This is a genomic window from Mycobacterium lehmannii, assembly GCF_001499925.1.
Lineage (GTDB): Bacteria > Actinomycetota > Actinomycetes > Mycobacteriales > Mycobacteriaceae > Mycobacterium > Mycobacterium lehmannii.
In genome coordinates this window covers 12,648-30,296 of sequence record NZ_LQIR01000069.1, presented here as the reverse complement: position 1 = coordinate 30,296, position 17,649 = coordinate 12,648, and the positions used below count along the sequence as shown (strand labels likewise).

The window sequence follows — 17,649 nt, the reverse complement described above, 5'->3', positions numbered from 1 at the left end:
CACTACTAGATAGTTGGATATCCTAGTAATGCGGTGGCATGTGACGCAAGGGGCTCCGGCACGTGCGAGAGGGTGCTAGAGGCCCAATAGCCGGATGCTCTCGGCCCGCATCTCCACCTTGCGCACCTTCCCGGTCACCGTCATCGGAAACTCATCGACGATGTGGACGTAACGGGGGATCTTGTAATGCGCGAGCCTGTCCGTCGCATACGCGCGCACCGCAGCGGCGTCCACCGGAGCGCGGCCCGAACGCATCTTGATCCAGGCGCAGATCTCCTCGCCGTACTTCTCGTCGGGCACGCCGACCACCTGGGCATCCTCGATATCCGGGTGGGAATGCAAGAACTCCTCGATCTCGCGTGGGTAGACGTTCTCACCTCCACGGATCACCATGTCCTTGATGCGCCCGACGATCTGGCAGTAACCGTCGTCGCGCATCACGGCGAGGTCGCCGGTGTGCATCCAGCCGTCCGAATCGACGGCCTCGCGGGTCTTGATCTCGTCGTCCCAGTAGCCGGTCATCACCGAATAGCCCCGGGTGCAGAACTCCCCGGGGACGCCGCGTTCGACCGTCTCGCCGGTATCGGTGTCGACGATCTTGATCTCGACGTGCGGATGGACTCGTCCGACGGTGGCGGTCCGCCGGTCCAGGTCGTCGTCGATCCGGGTCTGGCACGACACCGGAGACGTCTCGGTCATCCCGTATGCGATCGACACCTCCGACATGTTCAGCTCGTTGATGCAGCGCTTCATGAGTTCCATCGGGCAGGTGGCCCCCGCCATGATTCCCGTCCGCAGGGTCGACATATCCCGGTGGGACAGATCCGGATGGGCCAACATCGCGACGAACATCGTGGGCACCCCGTAGACGGCGGTGCAGCGTTCGGTCTCGATGGCCGCCAACGTTGCGGCCGGGTCGAACCCGGGGGCCGGGATCACCATGGTCGCGCCGTGGGTGCTGCAGCCCAGATTGCCCATCACCATGCCGAAGCAGTGGTAGAAGGGCACCGGGATGCACAGCCGGTCGGCTGGCCGGAAGTTGATCAACTCCGTGACGAAGAATCCGTTGTTCAGGATGTTTCGGTGCGACAGCACCGCACCTTTCGGGGAACCCGTTGTGCCCGAGGTGTATTGGATGTTGATCGGGTCCGACGGCATCAAACCGCTCATCCGGGATCGGAGTCGGTCGGGCGATACGTCGCGGCTGCGGTCGCGCAGTTGTTGCCAGTCGTCGCTGCCGAGGAACACCACTTCGGTCAGGTCGGGCACCTCGGGGCGCACCTCGGCGACCATGTCTCGGTAGTCGGAGGACTTGAACTCGGTTGCCGACACCAGCATCCGGATGCCCGAGTGCCGCAAAACGTACGCCAGCTCATGCGTGCGGTAGGCCGGGTTCACCGTGACCAGGATCGCACCGACTTTCGCGGTGGCGTACTGCAGAATCGTCCACTCCGCGCAGTTGGGCGCCCAGATACCGACCCGGTCACCCTGAGCGATACCGCTGGCCATCAAACCTCTTGCGAAAAGATCGATTTCGGTATTGAACTCGGCGTAGGTCCAGCGACGTCCGGAGCCGATGTCGACCAGGGCCTCGACGCCGGGATGGGTCGAAACCGTGCGCTCGAGGTTGTGCCCGATGGTTTCCTCCAGCAGAGGCACATCGGTCGGCCCGGACAAGTAGGACAGGGGCGCGCCATACGCGCTGCGCAGCTCGTTCTTCAGGACCTTGCCTGCGGCGTTGCGGGGTAGCTCGTCGACGATCACGATGCGCCGCGGCAGCTTGTAGGCGGCCAGGTGCGCACGGCAGTGCGACTCGACCTCGGCCGTGGTCGGCGGATCGGCGGGATCGCGCGGGACGATCACCGCCAGCGGTGTCTCGCCCCACTCCGGGTCGGGCACGCCGATCACGGCTACCTCGGCGACCTTCGGTTGGGCCGCCAGCGCGTTCTCGACCTCGGCGCTGTAGATGTTCTCTCCGCCCGAGATGATCATGTCCTTTTTCCGGTCGACCACGTAGATGTAGCCGTCGTCGTCCTGCCGGACGAGGTCGCCGGAGTGGAACCAGCCGCCGCGGAAGGCTTCGGCGGTCTCCCTGGGCTTGTTCCAGTACTCCTTCATCACCAGCGGGCCCAGATAAACGATCTCGCCGACGGTGCCGGGGGTGACGTCGTTCATGTCCTCGTCGACGATGCGCACCTCGACGTTGAGCATCGGCCTGCCCACCGAACCGATCTTGCGGATCGAGTCCTCGCCCCGCAGCAGACATGTGATGGGGCTGCACTCGGTCTGCCCGAACGCCGCGATGACCTCGGCCTGGGGGAATGCCTCGATCATCCTCTGTAACAACGTCGTCGAGGCCGGTGCCGCACCCCACCACACGCGGCGCAGACGGGACAGATCCCAGGTCGCGAGGTCGTCCATCGCGCAGACGCTCTGCCACTGCGTCGGCGTCATGAAGCACGACGACACCCGCTCGCCGACGATCGTGCGGATCGTGGTCTCGGCATCGAAGCCGCCCGACGGCGTGATCACCACTTTGCCGCCGGTCAGGAACGTCGGCAACATTCCCGAGATACCCGCGGTGTGGAACAGCGGGGCGACCCCCATCCAGCAGTTGTCGTCGTCCCGGTGGCCGAGGCTGGCGATCGAACTGAACGCATGCAGGTAGAGGTTGCGGTGAGTGAGCACCGCGCCTTTCGGGAAACCCGTGGTACCCGAGGTGTACATCAGGAATGCGGGGTCCTCGTCGGCGAGCGCGGCGCTGGGCGCGCCGTCGGGGTCGGCACCGGCGATGGCCTCCTCGAAGTCGCCACCGATCGTCAGCATGCTGTGCACCGATGGCGCGGTGGCGCGGGCCTGGTCGGCAACGCTCGTCAGGGACGCGTCGACGACCAGCGCCGCTGAACCGCTGTCGGAGAGCACATACCCGACCTCATCGGCGACGAGGCGGAAGTTCACGGGCACCACGATCGCACCGAGACGCAGTGCAGCGAACCATGTTTCGATCAGCTCGAGGCTGTTCATCCCCAGCACGGCGACCCGGTCGCCGTGGCCGATGCCACGTGCGGACAGCGCATGGGCCAGCCGAGTCACCCGACCGTCGAGCTCACCGAAGGTGCATCGGCGCCGGCAGTCGACGAACGCGACGTCGTTCGGACGCACGCGGGCGTGCCGGGCCAGAACGTCGCTGAGGGAGATTCCCGTGGACGGCGAGGGAACCGCCACGGTTGGTGTACTGGTCATCGTCGGCTCCTCCCGGATGCGGGGCTACAAACCGACACGGTCGGCGAGCAGCGCGCGGTGGTGGGTGCTGCTGCCGAACAGTGCCTCGGTGGTCTTGGCGCGGCGGAAGTACAGGTGAACGTCGTGCTCCCAGGTGAACGCTATGCCACCGTGCACCTGGATCGCCGAACCGGCGCACAGCGCGAAGGTGTCGGCAGCCTGCGCCTTGACCAGAGGCGCGGTTATCGCCAGCTGGTCGGGCTCTGCCGCACTCATCGCGGCGAACATGACAGCGACGCGGGTGGCGTCGATCTCGATCATCATCTCGGCGCACGCGTGCTTCACCGCCTGAAACGAGCCGATCGGACGGTCGAACTGTCTTCTGCTGCCGGCGTATTCGACGGACAGCGCGAGACACGCTTCGGCGCCGCCGAGCATCTCGGCGGCCAACAGCACCCTAGCCACGTCGAGCACACGGTCCAATCCGTCCGAACCGGTCAGCGGCTCCGCCGGCGCGTGCGCAAATGTCAGGCGGGCCACGGGTCGGGTGGCGTCGAACGACGGCAGCGGTTGCACGGTGACTCCCGGTGCATCGGCGGTCACGACAAAGGGGGTGACGGTGCCGTCGGTTTCGGCAGGGACAACGAACAGGTCCGCAACATGTCCGTGTAACACCGGCGAGCACTCACCGTGCAGGACGGGGAGGCCACTGCGGAGGCCAGCTCGCACGGTGGCCGTCGCGGGGTCGGCGGCATCGGGTCCGGCGGCGGTGAACGCCCCGATTCGCTCACCGCTCAGCAGTCCGGGCAGTAAGCGCTGTCGTTGCTCGGCATTGCCCGCCCGCAGCACGGTCTCGATAGCGAGGACACTGCCCGCCAACGGAACCGGTGTGAGCGCCCGGCCCAGTTCCTCGAAAGCGATGGCGGCCTCCGCCACGGTGCCGCCGGCCCCGCCGTACTCGGGCGGGAGGTGCAGTGCGGGCAGTTCCAGCTCGCTGCAAACCCGCTGCCACAGGCGCTGATCGTGGCCGCCCAAGCCCGCGATGTCACGCACCCGCGGCAGGGGTGCCGCCTCGGCGAGGAAGCCGCGCAGCGCGGCGCGGAAGTCGACCTGCTCGGTGCTGTAGCGGAAATCCATATCAGCGAGCTTCCTTGGGCAGCCCCAGCAGCTGCTCGCCGATCACGTTGCGCTGGATCTGCGAACTACCCGCGTAGATCGTGGCGGCCCGCGCGTACAGCAGTTCGTCCATCCAGCAGCCGACGGAGTTCGGCGTCCCGGCCACCGGAACCATCAGTGCCGCGCCGTTTCCCGGGCCGTGCGGGCTCAGCGCGTCGAGCGCGAGGATCTCGACCGCGAGTTCGGTGTAGCGCCGGAAGTACTCACTCCAGATCACCTTGTTGATCGCGGCATCGGCGCCCGGACGTTCGCCGCGCAGCAACGCGGTCAGGCCACGGTAGCCCTGATACCGCAGGATCTGGACACGTGAGTAGCACCACGCCAGCTCGTCGCGGATGTGGGGATCGGTGTGCCGTCCGCGGTCGCGGGCCAGGGCTATCAGCCGCTCCAGGTCCCTGCCGAATTCCACTGCGGCGGTGGTGATCTGCGAGCCACGCTCAAAGCCGAGCAGTGTCATCGCGGTGTGCCAACCGCCACCGACACCGCCGAGCACGTCGGCTGCCCGTGCACGGGCATCGGTGAAGAAGACCTCGCTGAAGGACGCGTGCCCCGCCGCGTTCACGATCGGCCGGACCGTGACGCCGGGTTGGTCGATCGGCACCAGCAGTACCGACAAGCCTTTGTGCTTGGGCGCAGCCGGATCGGTGCGCGCGAGCACGAAGATCCAGTTCGCCGTCGGTCCGGCCGACGTCCAGATCTTCTGTCCGTTGATCACCCACTCGTCGTCGTCGAGCGCCGCCTTCGTCCGTACCGACGCCAGATCCGAACCGGCTTCGGGTTCGGAGAAGCCCTGGCACCAGCGGTCCTCTCCGGACAGGATGCGCGGCAGGAATCGGCGCTTCTGCTCCTCGGAGCCCAACGCGATCATCGTGTTGCCCAGTAGGTCGATGCCGAGTAGGTCGTTTTCCGCGCGGTCCGGTGCACCTGCGCGGGCGAACTCTTCGGCGAGCACCGACTGTTCGATCGCCGAAAGCCCACCGCCGCCGTACTCCTTCGGCCAGGCCACCGCGATGAGGCCCCGGTCGGCGAGCACCTTGCGCCATCGAACCCCGAGTTGTTCACGTTCGTCCGGGGGCAGGACGCCGGCGCCGCCCCACTCGGCGGGCAGGTGTTCGGCCAGAAACGCCCGAATCTGGTCGCGGAAGGCGATCGCCTCGGGCGGGTAGTCGATGTCCACTTCTGGTCTCCGGTCAGGGCCGCCGCTTGGCCGCGGGCAGGATCTCCGGTGTCAGCCGCCAGTCCTCGAGGCCGTACTCGACACTGCCGATGCCCAAAGTATTGCCGGTCACGTCGGCCCAATGGGCGTGGTTGAGTTGGTGCAGCGAAAAGCAGGCGTCGAGCGCAGCGCCGAAACCCATGGCATCGACGGTCTGGTTCACCGACTCTTTGATCAGCAACGCCGTGAGTGGCGGCAGCTTGGCGATCCGGCGGGCGAATTCGACTGTGGCGTCCGGCAGTTCGTCACCGTCGAACACCTTGCTGACCATGCCGAGCGCATGCGCGTCGTCGGCAGTCAGGGCGTCCCCGGTGAGCAACAGCTCCTTGGCCTTGCGCGGGCCGAACTCCCACGGATGGCCGAAGTACTCCACTCCGCACATTCCCAGGCGAGTGCCCACGACGTCGGCGAAGATCGTGTCGTCGGCGGCGACGATCAGGTCGCAGCACCATGCCAGCATCAGGCCGGCCGACAGGACCATCCCGTGCACCTCGGCGATGGTGATCTTGCGCAGGTTGCGCCAGCGTTTGGTGTTCTGGAAGAAGTAGTGCCACTCCTGGCGATGGCGGGTCGCCACCCCGCCTAACGTCCCGCCGTTGCAGTGATACGTCGGGTGCTGACCGGGGCCCGACGATCGCTCGCGGATGTCGTCGGCGGAACCCAGGTCATGGCCCGCCGAGAAGCATGGTCCCGCACCGCGCAGGATGACCACCCGCACGGTGTCATCCTCTTCGGCGAGTTCGAACGCCGCTCCCAGCTCGACCAGCAGCCCGCGGTTCTGCGCATTGCGCTGTTTCGGGCGATCGAGCGTGATCACGGCGATTCGGCCGTCATCGAGCAGTTCGTAGTCGATGTAGTCGAAATGCTGCACGAAGTGCTCCCTTCAGGTCGTCACCGCTCGGCGCGCGGTCACGCTGCTGAGCTGCAGGCTACGCGGCGTGAAAGCAAAATGTCCATAGCCAGTACGGCAATCATAAAACTTTTGGTGAAGTAAATCACCAAGACAGTCGCCTACTTGCGCTCAATGAAGTATCTTGCTAGTACTGTGGTGCACATCGCAGCAAGCCGTCGGACGAGCGACCACTACCGAGAGGGTTGAAGATGGAACTGGGACTTTTCCTGATGCCGGCGCACCCGCCGGAGCGCAGCCTGTACGACGCAACCCAGTGGGATCTCGAGCTGATCCAACTCGCCGACGAACTGGGTTACGTCGAGGCGTGGGTCGGCGAGCATTTCACCGTGCCCTGGGAGCCGATCTGCGCACCGGACCTGCTGCTGGCTCAGGCGCTACTGCGGACGAAGTCGATCAAGCTGGCGCCCGGCGCCCATCTGCTTCCGTACCACCATCCGGTGGAGCTGGCCCACCGCGTGGCCTATTTCGACCACCTCGCCCAAGGCCGCTTCATGCTCGGGGTGGGTGCCAGCGGCATCCCCGGCGACTGGGCGCTGTTCGATGTCGACGGGCAGAACGGTGAGCACCGCGAGATGACCCGGGAAGCACTCGAGATCATGCTCAAGGTCTGGACTGAGGACGACCCGTGGGAGTACCGCGGAAAGTACTGGAATGCCAACGGGATCGCCCCGATGTTCGAAGGCCTGATGCATCGGCACATCAAGCCCTTCCAGGCGCCTCACCCGCCGATCGGGGTCACCGGATTCAGCGCCGGCTCCGAAACGCTCAAGCTTGCCGGTGAGCGCGGCTATCTCCCGATGAGCCTCGATCTGAACACCGAGTACGTCGCGACGCACTGGGACGCCGTGCTCGAGGGTGCCGCGCGCAGTGGCCGCACTCCGGACCGCCGCGACTGGCGACTGGTGCGCGAGGTCGTCGTCGCCGAAACCGACGAACAGGCTTTCCGTTACGCCGTCGACGGCATGATCGGCCGCTTCATGCGCGAGTACGTCCTGCCGACGTTCCGGATGTTCGGCATGACCAAGTACTACAAGCACAACCCCTCGGTTCCCGATGAGGACGTAACACCGGAATACCTGGCGGAGAACACTTTTGTGGTCGGCTCCGTCGAGACGGTGGTCGACAAGCTGGAGGCCACCTATGACCAGGTCGGGGGGTTCGGTCACCTGCTGATTCTCGGCTGCGATTACAGCGACAACCCTGGACCGTGGAAGGAGTCGATGCGGCTGCTTGCCGAGGAGGTCATGCCCAAGCTCAACGCTCGCATCGCCAAGAAGTCCACGGTCGCCATCGCCTAGCGCTCAACCGAAGGACATCCCGATGGAGGCGCAGAAGATCACCGTCCGGTATTCGGATGGAACGTGCAAGACGATGACGGCGCAGCCCGACCAGTCCATTCTGGAGGCGGCCGAAGAAAACGGCATCGCAATCGTCAACGAGTGCCAGAGCGGGATCTGCGGCACCTGCGTGGCCACCTGCCGGTCGGGTGATTACGAGATGGGCCGTACCGAGGGACTGTCCGAGGTCGAACGCGACGCACGAAAGGTATTGACCTGTCAGACTTTCGCCAACTCCGAATGCCTGATCGAACTGCAGTATCCGATGGACGGCAACGCGGCCAGCTTGGTGACGGGGCACGCGACGGTGATCGGGGTAGAACTGGTCTCGTCCACCACGGCACTTCTGCGGCTGGATGTTTCGGGTATGCCGCCGCTGACGTTCAAGGCCGGCCAGTTCGCGCAGTTGCAGGTCCCCGGCAGCGGGGCATGGCGCAACTACTCCTACGCGCACCCCGCCGGCGGGTGCGATGAACTCGAGTTCATCATCAGGTTGCTCCCTAGCGGGGTGATGTCGGACTACCTGCGCGACCGGGCGAAGCCGGGCGACCGAATCGCGCTGCGGGGCAGCAAGGGCAGCTTCCATCTGAGGCCGGTGCAGCGGCCGGTGGTGCTGGTCGCCGGTGGCACCGGGTTGTCGGCGATCCTGGCGATGGCGCAGAGCATGGCGCACAATGCCGGTCAGCCCGTCCACCTGCTGTACGGGGTGACCGACGTCGCGGACCTCTGCAAACTCGACGAACTCGACCGACTGCAGCGTCTGATCCCCGACTTGCATGTGCACACCATCGTGTCGCGTCCGGACGCCCACTGGTCCGGGCCGGTGGGGCTGGTGACCGACCTGCTGGACGACGCCATGTTCGGCGGCGGCGATGCCGACGTGTACCTGTGCGGCCCGGCCGGGATGGTCGAGGCGGTCCGGAATTGGCTGGACGAACGCAATATTCATCGCGTCGGCCTCTACTACGAGAAGTTTGTGCCGAGCGGTGCCGCGCGGCGGCGGGCCCCGCTGCGGCTGGACTATGCCGATGTCGACATGGCCGACGTGCGGCGGCGCGGCAGCGGCACCGCCGTGGTCATCGGGGGCAGCATTGCTGGCATCACCGCCGCCAAGATGCTGACCGAGTTCTTCGAGCGGGTGATCGTGCTGGAGAAGGATGACCCGCACCGCCGCCGCGAGGGCCGGCCGGGCGCGGCGCAGGGCTGGCACCTGCACCATCTGCTCACCGCGGGACGCATCGAGTTGGAGCGCATCTTTCCCGGCATCATCGACGATATGGTGCGCGAAGGCGCATTCGACGTCGATATGGCCGCCCAGTACCGCATCCGCCTGGGCGGCACCTGGAAGAAGCCGGGAACCGGCGACATCCAGATCGTCTGCGCCGGTCGTCCGTTGCTCGAGTGGTGCGTGCGCCGTCGGTTGGACGACGAACCGCGCGTCGACTTCCACTACGAGGCAGAGGTCGCCGATCTGGTCTACGACAGCGCCGCCAACACCGTGATCGGGGTCGCGGTGGACAGGCGTGGTGAATTAGAGGTCATACCGGCCGAATTCGTGGTGGACGCCTCGGGCAAGAACACCCGTGTCCCAGAGTTCCTCGACCAGGTGGGGATTGGGGCGCCCGAGGTCGAACAGGACATCATCAACTGCTTCTACTCGACCATGCACCACCGGGTGCCACCTGAACGACAGTGGCGGGACAGGGTGATGATGATCTGCTACGCGTACCGACCGTACGAGGACACCTACGCGGCGCAGTACTACACCGACAGCTCGCGCACGATCCTGTCCACCACACTCGTTGCCTACAACTGCTATTCGCCACCACGGACCGCCGAGGAGTTCCGCCGATTCGCCGATTTGATGCCCTCACCGGTTGTCGGCGAGAACATCGACGGGCTGGCGCCGGCGTCGCAGATCTACAACTTCCGCTATCCGAACATGTTGAGGCTGCGTTACGAGAAGAAGCGCAACCTGCCGCGCGGGCTGCTGGCGGTAGGCGACGCCTACACCAGCGCCGACCCGGTATCGGGGCTTGGTATGACGCTGGCGCTCAAGGAAGTCCGCGAGATGCAGACGCTCCTCGCCAACCACGGTCCGGGTGATCCTGAGCTGCCACGGCGGTACTACCGCCGGATCGCAAAGCTGGCCGATACGGCGTGGTTCGTGATCAGGGAGCAGAACCTTCGGTTCGACTGGGTGAAAGATGTGACCAAGAAGCGCCCGTTCTACTTCCGCGCGCTGACCTGGTACATGGACCGGGTGATGGAACTCGTTCACGACGACCCAGACGCCTACCGGGAATTCTTGGCGGTCGTCCATTTGGTCAAGCCACCCGCGGCGTTGATGTCGCCGAGGGTGGCCGGGCGGGTCCTGGGCAAGTGGGCGCGGACCAGGCTCTCGGGCCAGCAGACATTGATAGCCCGCAACTACCAGAACCGCACCATCCCGCCTCCCGACCATCTGGAGCGATCCGAGGACCCGGCAGTCGATTTCGTCGCAAGCCATTCCCGCTAGAGAAGGGACGCACATGTCGCAGATATCGCAGCTGTCGCCAATCCATCGGTTGCTCGACTGCCGCGGAACCCGCATCCACGCCGTGGAGCAGGGTGAGGGACCGCTGGTGATCCTGGTGCACGGCTTCCCGGAGTCGTGGTACTCGTGGCGCCACCAGATTCCCGCGCTGGCCAACGCGGGATACCGGGTGGTGGCGATCGACCAGCGTGGCTACGGGCGCTCGTCGAAGTACCGGGTGCAAAAGGCGTACCGCATCAAGGAATTGGTCGCCGACATCGTGGGTGTCATCGACGCCTACGGCGAGAAGCAGGCGGTCGTCGTCGGCCACGACTGGGGCGCCCCGGTGGCGTGGACGTCGGCCTGGTTGCATCCGGAGAGGTGCCGCGGCGTCGTCGGCATCAGTGTTCCGTTCGCCGGCCGTGGGGTGATCGGCCTGCCCGGTAGCCCATTCGGTGAGCGCAGGCCCAACGATTACCACCTCGAGCTGGCCGGTCCCGGGAAGCTGTGGTACCAGGATTACTTCTCCGAACAAGATGCCATCATCGCCGAGATCGAAGAGGATCTCCGCGGCTGGCTGCTCGGCCTGACCTATACCGTGTCGGGTCAGGGAATGATCGCGGCCACCCAGGCGGCGGTGGCCGCCGGCGTGGATCTGGCGTCGATGGATCCCGTCGAGGTGATCCGCTCCGGTCCGTTGTGCCTACCGGAAGGGGCGCGCCTGAAGGACGCGTTCATCTACCCGGAAACGATGCCGGACTGGTTCACCGATGCCGATCTCGACTTCTACACCGCAGAGTTCGAACGATCCGGGTTCGGCGGGCCGTTGAGCTTCTACCACAACATCGACAACGACTGGTGCGACCTCGCCGAGCAGGACGGCACGCCGCTGACCCCGCCGGCGCTGTTCATCGGGGGCGAGTACGACGTCGGGACGACATGGGGCGCCGAGGCGGCCGAACGGGCCCACGAGGTGATGCCCAATTACTGCGGCACCCACATGATTTCCGATGTCGGGCACTGGATCCAACAAGAAGAGCCCAAGGAAACCAACCGGCTGCTGCTCGATTTCCTGGCGGGGCTGCACTAGTGGAACTGCACCCCCCACCCATTGACGGCGCCGAACTGCGACGGGTATACGGCTGCTACCCGTCCGGGGTGACCGCCGTGTGCGCGATGGTCGACGGAGAGCCGGTGGGGATGGCGGCGAGTTCGTTCACGTCGGTTTCGGTCGAACCGCCGCTCGTCTCGATCTGTATCCAAAACGACTCCAGGACGTGGCCACGGTTGAAAAAGGCCGCGCGGCTGGGCCTCAGTGTGCTGGCCGAGGACCACGGCGATGCATGCCGCAGTCTCTCGCGCAAAGACGGTGACCGGTTCGCCGGTGTGCCCTGGAGGGAGCTGGCGACCGGAGCGGTGGTCGTGTCGAGGGCCAGTGCCTGGCTGGACTGCCGACTACGCAGCGAGCTACGAGCAGGTGATCACACGATCGCGGTTCTCGAGGTCTGTGCCTTGGACGCGGATGCCGCCATGCCGCCACTTGTGTTTCACGGCAGCCGGTTTCACCGGATCGCCCGTGCGAACTTACAGGAGCAGATATGAAGACGACCGACACCAGGGTCCGTCGCGCAATCACGGCAGTGGGCGTCGGGCGCCCCGTGGTCATCACGATGGGCCCGGAGAACGACCATGAGGGATATCTCGCTTTCGCCGCCGAAGCGGCCACGCCCCAGTTACTGGCCTTCACGGTCCGGCATTCCTCGGGCTATGTCAGGGTCGCGCTGCCGACCGCCGAATGCGAGCGGCTGAACCTGCCGCCGATCTGCCACCGCGGCGACACCCACTCCGATACGGGCGCCCATCGGGTGGCGGTCGACTGGCAAGGTACCGGCACCGGGATATCGGCGACCGACCGGGCGGCGACAATCACCGCGCTGGCGGCGAAAAGCTCTGAGGTATCGGACTTTCGCCGGCCCGGGCACGTGGTTCCGGTCGAGGTGGCTCCAGACGGCGTGCTGGGACGGCCGGGTCCTGCCGAGGCAGCCCTCGACCTCGCCCGCCTCGCAGGCCGGCCAGAGGCCGCGGGGATGTGCGACATCGTGTCCCGCCACCGGCCCACCGCGATGGCGCGAGGTGGCGAACTGCTCGAATTCGCCTTCGAACACGGGTTGGCCGTCGTCTCCGTCGCGGAGCTCGTCAGCTATCGACGGCGCGTCGAGCCCCAGGTCGTGCGAATGGCCGAGACAGTGCTGCCGAACGGGGGCAGCGCGTTCCGTGCCATCGGGTTCCGTGACGCGCACGGCGACGGTGAGCACCTGGTGATCATCATCGGTGATGTCGGCGCCGGGGTGCCGGTACCGCTGCACGTCCACGTCGAGTGTCTGACATCAGATGTCTTCGGTTCGACCGCCTGCCGATGCGGTACCGATCTGGACCGCGCGCGCAGCGATATGAGGGCGCAAGCCGGCGGGGTCGTCATCTATTTGCGCCCGCCCGGTCCGATGCGCGCCTGCGGCCTGACGAACACCGAAGAGTTCGATTCGGAAGCGATCTCACAGACGGTAGCGTGGATTCTGCGCGATCTGGGCGTCTACACCGTCCGGCTTTCCGACGACGCACCGGGATTCGGTTTGGTGATCTTCGGCGCGATTCGCGAGCACGGGCTACGGGTCGCGGGGTGAAATGGCAGGGTGGCGACACGACCCGAGGTGATTCGATGACACATCCAGACCTCGCCGGAAAGGCCGCGATCGTGACCGGTGCGGGCGCGGGCATCGGCCTCGCCATCGCCGAACGACTCGCCGCCGAGGGCGCTCGCGTGCTGTGCGCCGACATCGACGGCTCGTCCGCCGAGAGGGCAGCGGCGACGATCGGGTCCGGCGCGGTCGCGCATACTGCCGATGTCAGCGACGAGCGGCAGGTGATCGCCATGGTCGCCGCCTGCACGGCTGCGTTCGGAGGCGTCGACAAGCTGGTCGCCAATGCCGGTGTGGTGCACTTCGCGTCGGTGCTCGACACCACGGTCGAGGATTTTGACCGCGTTGTCCGGATCAACCTGCGCGGTGCGTGGTTGTGCACCAAGCACGCCGCGCCGAAGATGATCGAACGCGGCGGGGGAGCCATCGTCAACATGTCGTCGCTGGGTGGCGTGGTCGCTGCGGCGGGCACGGCGGCATACGGCATGTCGAAGGCGGGAATCATCCATCTGAGCCGCATCACGGCGGCCGAATTACGGTCGGTCGGAGTCCGATCCAACGCGGTGCTGCCGGCGTTCGTCGACACTCCGATGCAGCGGACCGCGATGACGACGTTCGACGAGGTGCTCGGCGAAGGCGGGGCGGACACCATGATCGGCCGGCTGCAGGGCCGGATGGCCGGACCGCAGGAGATGGCCGGCGTGGTTGCGTTCCTACTGTCGGATGACGCGTCGATGGTCAACGGCACGGCACAGCTCGTCGACGGTGGCACCGTCGCCGCCCTGTGGTGACCGGATCCCTCATTCACGTTGCGGCAGTGAACAGTTGACCGAGAAATTCGAGCAGGAGTCGATTCGTTCCCCCAATGACACTCCTGCTGAATCCAGTGACCTGCGGAGGAGATCACCCAGCCTCCACGATAGACAGACAATTTCTCGTCCGCCCGTCCCATCGCCTCGGCTCCCCATACCGTGGCGATGTCGTATTTACCGCCGATGAACATCGCGGGCGGCGTCAGCGGTTCGTTCGCGACGTCCTCCAGTACCTGCCATCCCGCATCGACGTTGTGATAGAACGCCAGCCCACCGGAGAGGCCGGCGTACTCGAACTCGTTGGCATAGAAGTCCAGATCGTCGCCGGTGAACCATTCCGGCATCGCTTCGGGATAGACGAACGCAGCCGACAGCCGCGCCCCGTCGGCCAAACAGAGCGGCCCATAGCGCAACGCCACGACCGGATCCTCGGGTACCCCGCCGGCCGCAACCGCGGCAGCCGCTTCTCCGGAGACCGTGTAGACGAGGCCCAGGAGCCACCGCTGACCAAATCGTTCAAGCGGGCCTTCGACGCGACGCCGGCGGAGCTGCGTCGAGCGCCTTCGAGCGCTTAGTCCCGAGCAAGCCTGCACCGAGAACAGCGCAAGAGCATCCAAGACGGTGATGCCGCGCCGGTCGCACACTTTCGACCATGAATGCGAAAGACGCGGTCCGGTTCGGCAGCTTCGAGGGCCGACATGCCGTTGTGATCGGTGCAAGCACCACGGGCCTGGTTGCATCGGCCGTGGCCGCGCGCCATTTCGACAGGGTCACGACCATTGACCGAGACCGCCTTCCGGATGGCCCGACGTGGCGTAAGGGTGCGCCGCAATCCCACCACGGCCATCTGCTGCGCGGCGGACAGAACGTGTTCAACCACTATTTTCCCGGTGACCACCGACCTGCTCGGCAAGGGCTCGGTTGAGGTGGACATGGCCAACGACATCTGTTGGTACCACTCCGGTGGCTGGAAGAAACGCTTCGACAGCGGCCTGACGATGTTGTGCCAGACCCGGGGCTTTCTGGAGTTCCACCTTCGCGAGCGGCTTCTTCAGCTGCCGAACGTGACGCTGCTGCAAAACACCAAGGTGACCGGCTACCAAGCCACTGGCAAGCGGATCACCGGAGTGGAACTCGCCGGCGGGACGACACTGGACGCAGACCTGGTGATCGACGCGAGCGGTCGCAACTCCGAGACGCCCCGACACCTGTCTGCGATGGGATTCGGGTCGCCGGAAGTCAGCGAGCTGAAGGTCGATATCGGGTACTCCACAACACTTTTCAGTCCAGGTGATGAGTTTCGTGATTGGAAGGGGATGTTGATTCACTCCGCCGCCTGCCACCCGAACCGCGGCACTGCTCCCCACCGAGGGTCGCCGATGGATCGTGACGCTGCTCGGCTGGCAGGGTGACTACGCCGGAGGAGACCTCGAAAGCTTCCTCGAATGGGCGAAAGGATTGCCGGTACCGGGTCTGTACGAGGCGCTGCGCGAGGCGACCTGTCTGGAGGAGGTGCACCGGTGGCGGTTCCCGGCCAATCTCCGCCGCCACTACGACAAGCTGACGTCGCTACCGGAAGGTTTCGTCGTCGTCGGCGACGCGAACACCTCGCTGAACCCCCTGTACGCACAGGGCATGTCGCACGGTGCCATCGGCACGACCATCCTGGACAGATGTCTGAGCGAGCAACGGGACGCGGTGGCGCCGTCCCGAATTGAGGGCCTTTCCAGGCGCTTACACCGGGCTTATAGTCGATTCCTCGACGAGTGCTGGTTCACCTCGACCGTGGAGGACTACGGTGCGGTGTCTGCGAATGGTGGCGGCAGGTTGGTGTCGATGGCGGCGAGTTGGAATCTCGGTAAGGTGACGGAGATGACCTGGCGGGACGCCGGCGTCGCGCGGGAGTTCATCGATGTCATGCATCTCCACGCGCACCCACATCGCTGATGCGCCCATCGATTGCGCTCAAGGCTCTCATGCCGTCGTCTGCGGCCGCCCACCAAACCCGGCCGATCCGCGCGTGAGCCGCTTCGATGCAATGGGCTCGACGGACGTCAGCGCCTGCTGGTCAGAATCGACAGTGCGAGCGCGGTGATCTCCTCGGCCACGCCGGAATAGCGCGTGAGATGCCATGTGCGAGAAACGTCGTCGACGAAGCTGTCGGCGGCCGCCACCAGTAGGCGTGCCTGTGCGACGGTGGTTTCGGGTACCAGTTTGCGGATGAGTTCACTCCACACCGCCTCTCGATCCGCCTGGCTCCTGGAATAGCCGTCCCGAACCTCATCGGAGGCGTGGGCCAGCTCGGTGATCGAGACCGCCACCAGATTCGGATCGTCCAGGCTGATGCGGACCCGCCCCGCGACGAGTCGGCGCAGGCTCTCGGCGTCGTCACCGTCGGCCCGCAGCGCGCGGACGCATTCGAGGGTCCACCATTCTTCGAGACGGTGGATCAGGGTGTCCAGGATGGCCTGTTTCGAGGAGAACGACCGGTACAGACCCGGTCCCGCGATGCCGACCGACTTCCCGATCTCGCTCGTGCTGACGGCTTGGTAGCCCTGAGCCCGAAACAGCCGCGCGCCCGCGGCCAACAGCGTCTCGTGTCGGGAGAACAACGCGCGTTCATCATGCCGCTGCACCGTGGTGGGCGAAAGGTCGCTGACCGGAGGCGTCCTCGCCGCAGCCATACAGGCCTGATAGAGAACGTCTTTCAGCTCCTCCCGTGGCAACGTGAGTGAGTGCCTGCCAAGGCTGGTCAGCGTGCTGGACACCGCCCAGGCGCGCAGTTCGGAGTGCCGGCCGCTCAATTCGGGCACTTCTAGGCGGACACCGGCCTGCATGCCCGCCACGATGGCGTTGATCCTGCTGCGTACCTCTGCGCGGTCGCCGTCGTTGAGATAGCGCGCCTCGCGCTGCCACAATACGGTGAGGGCGCGGGTGGCTACGGCGGCGGCGATGAGATCCGGTAGCTCGTCGCTCAGCGGCTGATCGGTCGCGTCCGATTCCCGGCCCAGCGGCCGGCGCACGCTCTGATACTCGTCCTGCGCGGTGATGATCGCGGCGGCGAGCAGCGCCTGCTTGTTCTCATAGTGGCGGTACAGGGCACGGGCGGTGACACCCGCCGCCTCTGCGATCTCCTCCAAGCGCACCGAGTGGAAACCGCGCTCGGTGAAGAGCCGCACGGCTTGCTGCAGGATCTGCTTCTTGCGATCCTTCGGGCGGCGCTTGACCGCGCCCGCGACCGGCTCCATGTCTCGCCCCCTTCCGTTTCACGACCTGCACGATCCGGACCACCTCGAATCCTGCCAGAAGTGCCTATCGTGACACTGCTACAGCTTGAACCCGCTTTGGCGTTCGAAGTCTGCGAGGTCGAAATAGTCACTGAAGCGGGTGATGCTGCCGTTCGCCGTCTCGAACACACCCGTCACGGGCAATTCGACCTTGCCGCCGTCGTTGAGCGTGAAGTAGTCGACCCGTTCGACGAGTGCCAGACCGGGCGCGGCGGCGAGCGAGACGATGTCCAGCTTGGCCTCGGCGAAGGCGTCAAGGAACGCCTGAAAGATCGCCCGGATGTCGGTGATGCCGGCAACCGGGTCCACCGGCACGTTGTGGTAGACGGCATCGTCGGCGAAGGCCGAACAGATCGTGTCGAGATCCCTTGTGGTCCATGCGCCGAGAAAGTCGCGAACAAGCGTTTCCGTTGCCTGTGCAGTGTCGGTCATCGAGACCTCCTTCGAGCCCGCCCCGCGTCTACCGCATACTAAC

The 17,649-nt window shown here is 65.8% G+C and carries 14 protein-coding genes and 2 pseudogenes; 8 read left to right on the top strand and 8 right to left on the bottom strand.

What is annotated here, in order from left to right:
* Positions 1–75: 75 nt before the first annotated feature.
* The 5 genes and pseudogenes from AU192_RS26060 to AU192_RS24145 all read right to left on the bottom strand — a co-directional run bounded on the left by AU192_RS26060 (position 76) and on the right by AU192_RS24145 (position 6,485).
* The gene (locus tag AU192_RS26060) at positions 76–1,686 is read right to left on the bottom strand and encodes an AMP-binding protein (RefSeq protein ID WP_233151384.1); all 1,611 of its coding nucleotides are present in this window, start codon (positions 1,684–1,686) and stop codon (positions 76–78) included.
* A 21-nt stretch (positions 1,687–1,707) separates the two neighbouring features.
* A pseudogene (locus AU192_RS26055) lies at positions 1,708–3,243 on the bottom strand (long-chain-fatty-acid--CoA ligase); the annotation flags it as partial.
* Between the two features lie 24 nt (positions 3,244–3,267).
* Positions 3,268–4,359, bottom strand: coding sequence for an acyl-CoA dehydrogenase family protein (locus AU192_RS24155; protein ID WP_064400074.1), 1,092 nt, complete (start codon positions 4,357–4,359; stop codon positions 3,268–3,270).
* A 1-nt stretch (position 4,360) separates the two neighbouring features.
* Positions 4,361–5,575, bottom strand: coding sequence for an acyl-CoA dehydrogenase (locus AU192_RS24150; protein WP_064400073.1), 1,215 nt, complete (start codon positions 5,573–5,575; stop codon positions 4,361–4,363).
* 13 nt (positions 5,576–5,588) lie between these two features.
* On the bottom strand, positions 5,589–6,485 hold the full coding sequence (locus AU192_RS24145; RefSeq protein WP_064400072.1) for an enoyl-CoA hydratase: 897 nt from the start codon (positions 6,483–6,485) through the stop codon (positions 5,589–5,591).
* A 230-nt stretch (positions 6,486–6,715) separates the two neighbouring features.
* Here AU192_RS24145 and AU192_RS24140 point away from each other — a divergent pair, with 230 nt between their 5' ends.
* From AU192_RS24140 to AU192_RS24115, 6 genes are read left to right on the top strand one after another with little or no spacing between them, the layout of a single operon-like run.
* Positions 6,716–7,825 (top strand): LLM class flavin-dependent oxidoreductase, encoded by a 1,110-nt coding sequence (locus AU192_RS24140; protein WP_064400071.1) that lies wholly within the window; start codon positions 6,716–6,718, stop codon positions 7,823–7,825.
* 22 nt (positions 7,826–7,847) lie between these two features.
* Complete coding sequence (locus AU192_RS24135; RefSeq protein ID WP_064400070.1) at positions 7,848–10,382, top strand: 2Fe-2S iron-sulfur cluster-binding protein; 2,535 nt, start codon at positions 7,848–7,850, stop codon at positions 10,380–10,382.
* 31 nt (positions 10,383–10,413) lie between these two features.
* Positions 10,414–11,469 (top strand): alpha/beta fold hydrolase, encoded by a 1,056-nt coding sequence (locus AU192_RS24130; protein WP_099048083.1) that lies wholly within the window; start codon positions 10,414–10,416, stop codon positions 11,467–11,469.
* Complete coding sequence (locus tag AU192_RS24125) at positions 11,469–11,981, top strand: flavin reductase family protein (RefSeq protein ID WP_064400068.1); 513 nt, start codon at positions 11,469–11,471, stop codon at positions 11,979–11,981. Before AU192_RS24130 ends, AU192_RS24125 begins: the two co-directional genes overlap by 1 nt.
* A complete protein-coding gene (locus tag AU192_RS24120; RefSeq protein WP_064400067.1) occupies positions 11,978–13,060 on the top strand; it encodes a 3,4-dihydroxy-2-butanone-4-phosphate synthase in 1,083 nt (360 codons plus the stop codon). The genes AU192_RS24125 and AU192_RS24120 overlap by 4 nt, the downstream gene beginning before the upstream one ends.
* A gap of 35 nt (positions 13,061–13,095) precedes the next feature.
* A complete protein-coding gene (locus tag AU192_RS24115) occupies positions 13,096–13,866 on the top strand; it encodes a glucose 1-dehydrogenase (protein WP_064400196.1) in 771 nt (256 codons plus the stop codon).
* Between the two features lie 13 nt (positions 13,867–13,879).
* Here AU192_RS24115 and AU192_RS26230 read toward each other — a convergent pair.
* Positions 13,880–14,387, bottom strand: a pseudogene (locus AU192_RS26230) (alpha/beta fold hydrolase); the annotation flags it as partial.
* Positions 14,388–14,777: 390 nt separating this feature from the next.
* Between AU192_RS26230 and AU192_RS24100 the strand changes: the two are divergent.
* Complete coding sequence (locus AU192_RS24100) at positions 14,778–15,299, top strand: FAD-dependent oxidoreductase (RefSeq protein WP_064400064.1); 522 nt, start codon at positions 14,778–14,780, stop codon at positions 15,297–15,299.
* Positions 15,274–15,834 (top strand): hypothetical protein, encoded by a 561-nt coding sequence (locus tag AU192_RS24095; protein WP_064400063.1) that lies wholly within the window; start codon positions 15,274–15,276, stop codon positions 15,832–15,834. The genes AU192_RS24100 and AU192_RS24095 overlap by 26 nt, the downstream gene beginning before the upstream one ends.
* Before the next feature lie 107 nt (positions 15,835–15,941).
* On the opposite strand, the gene AU192_RS24090 is transcribed toward AU192_RS24095, so the two are convergent.
* Together AU192_RS24090 and AU192_RS24085 are read right to left on the bottom strand one after the other, a co-directional pair.
* Entirely contained in the window at positions 15,942–17,135 is a 1,194-nt protein-coding gene (locus tag AU192_RS24090) for a TetR/AcrR family transcriptional regulator (protein ID WP_064400062.1), read from the bottom strand.
* A 78-nt stretch (positions 17,136–17,213) separates the two neighbouring features.
* Positions 17,214–17,606, bottom strand: coding sequence for a limonene-1,2-epoxide hydrolase family protein (locus tag AU192_RS24085; protein WP_064400061.1), 393 nt, complete (start codon positions 17,604–17,606; stop codon positions 17,214–17,216).
* Between the last annotated feature and the right edge of the window lie 43 nt (positions 17,607–17,649).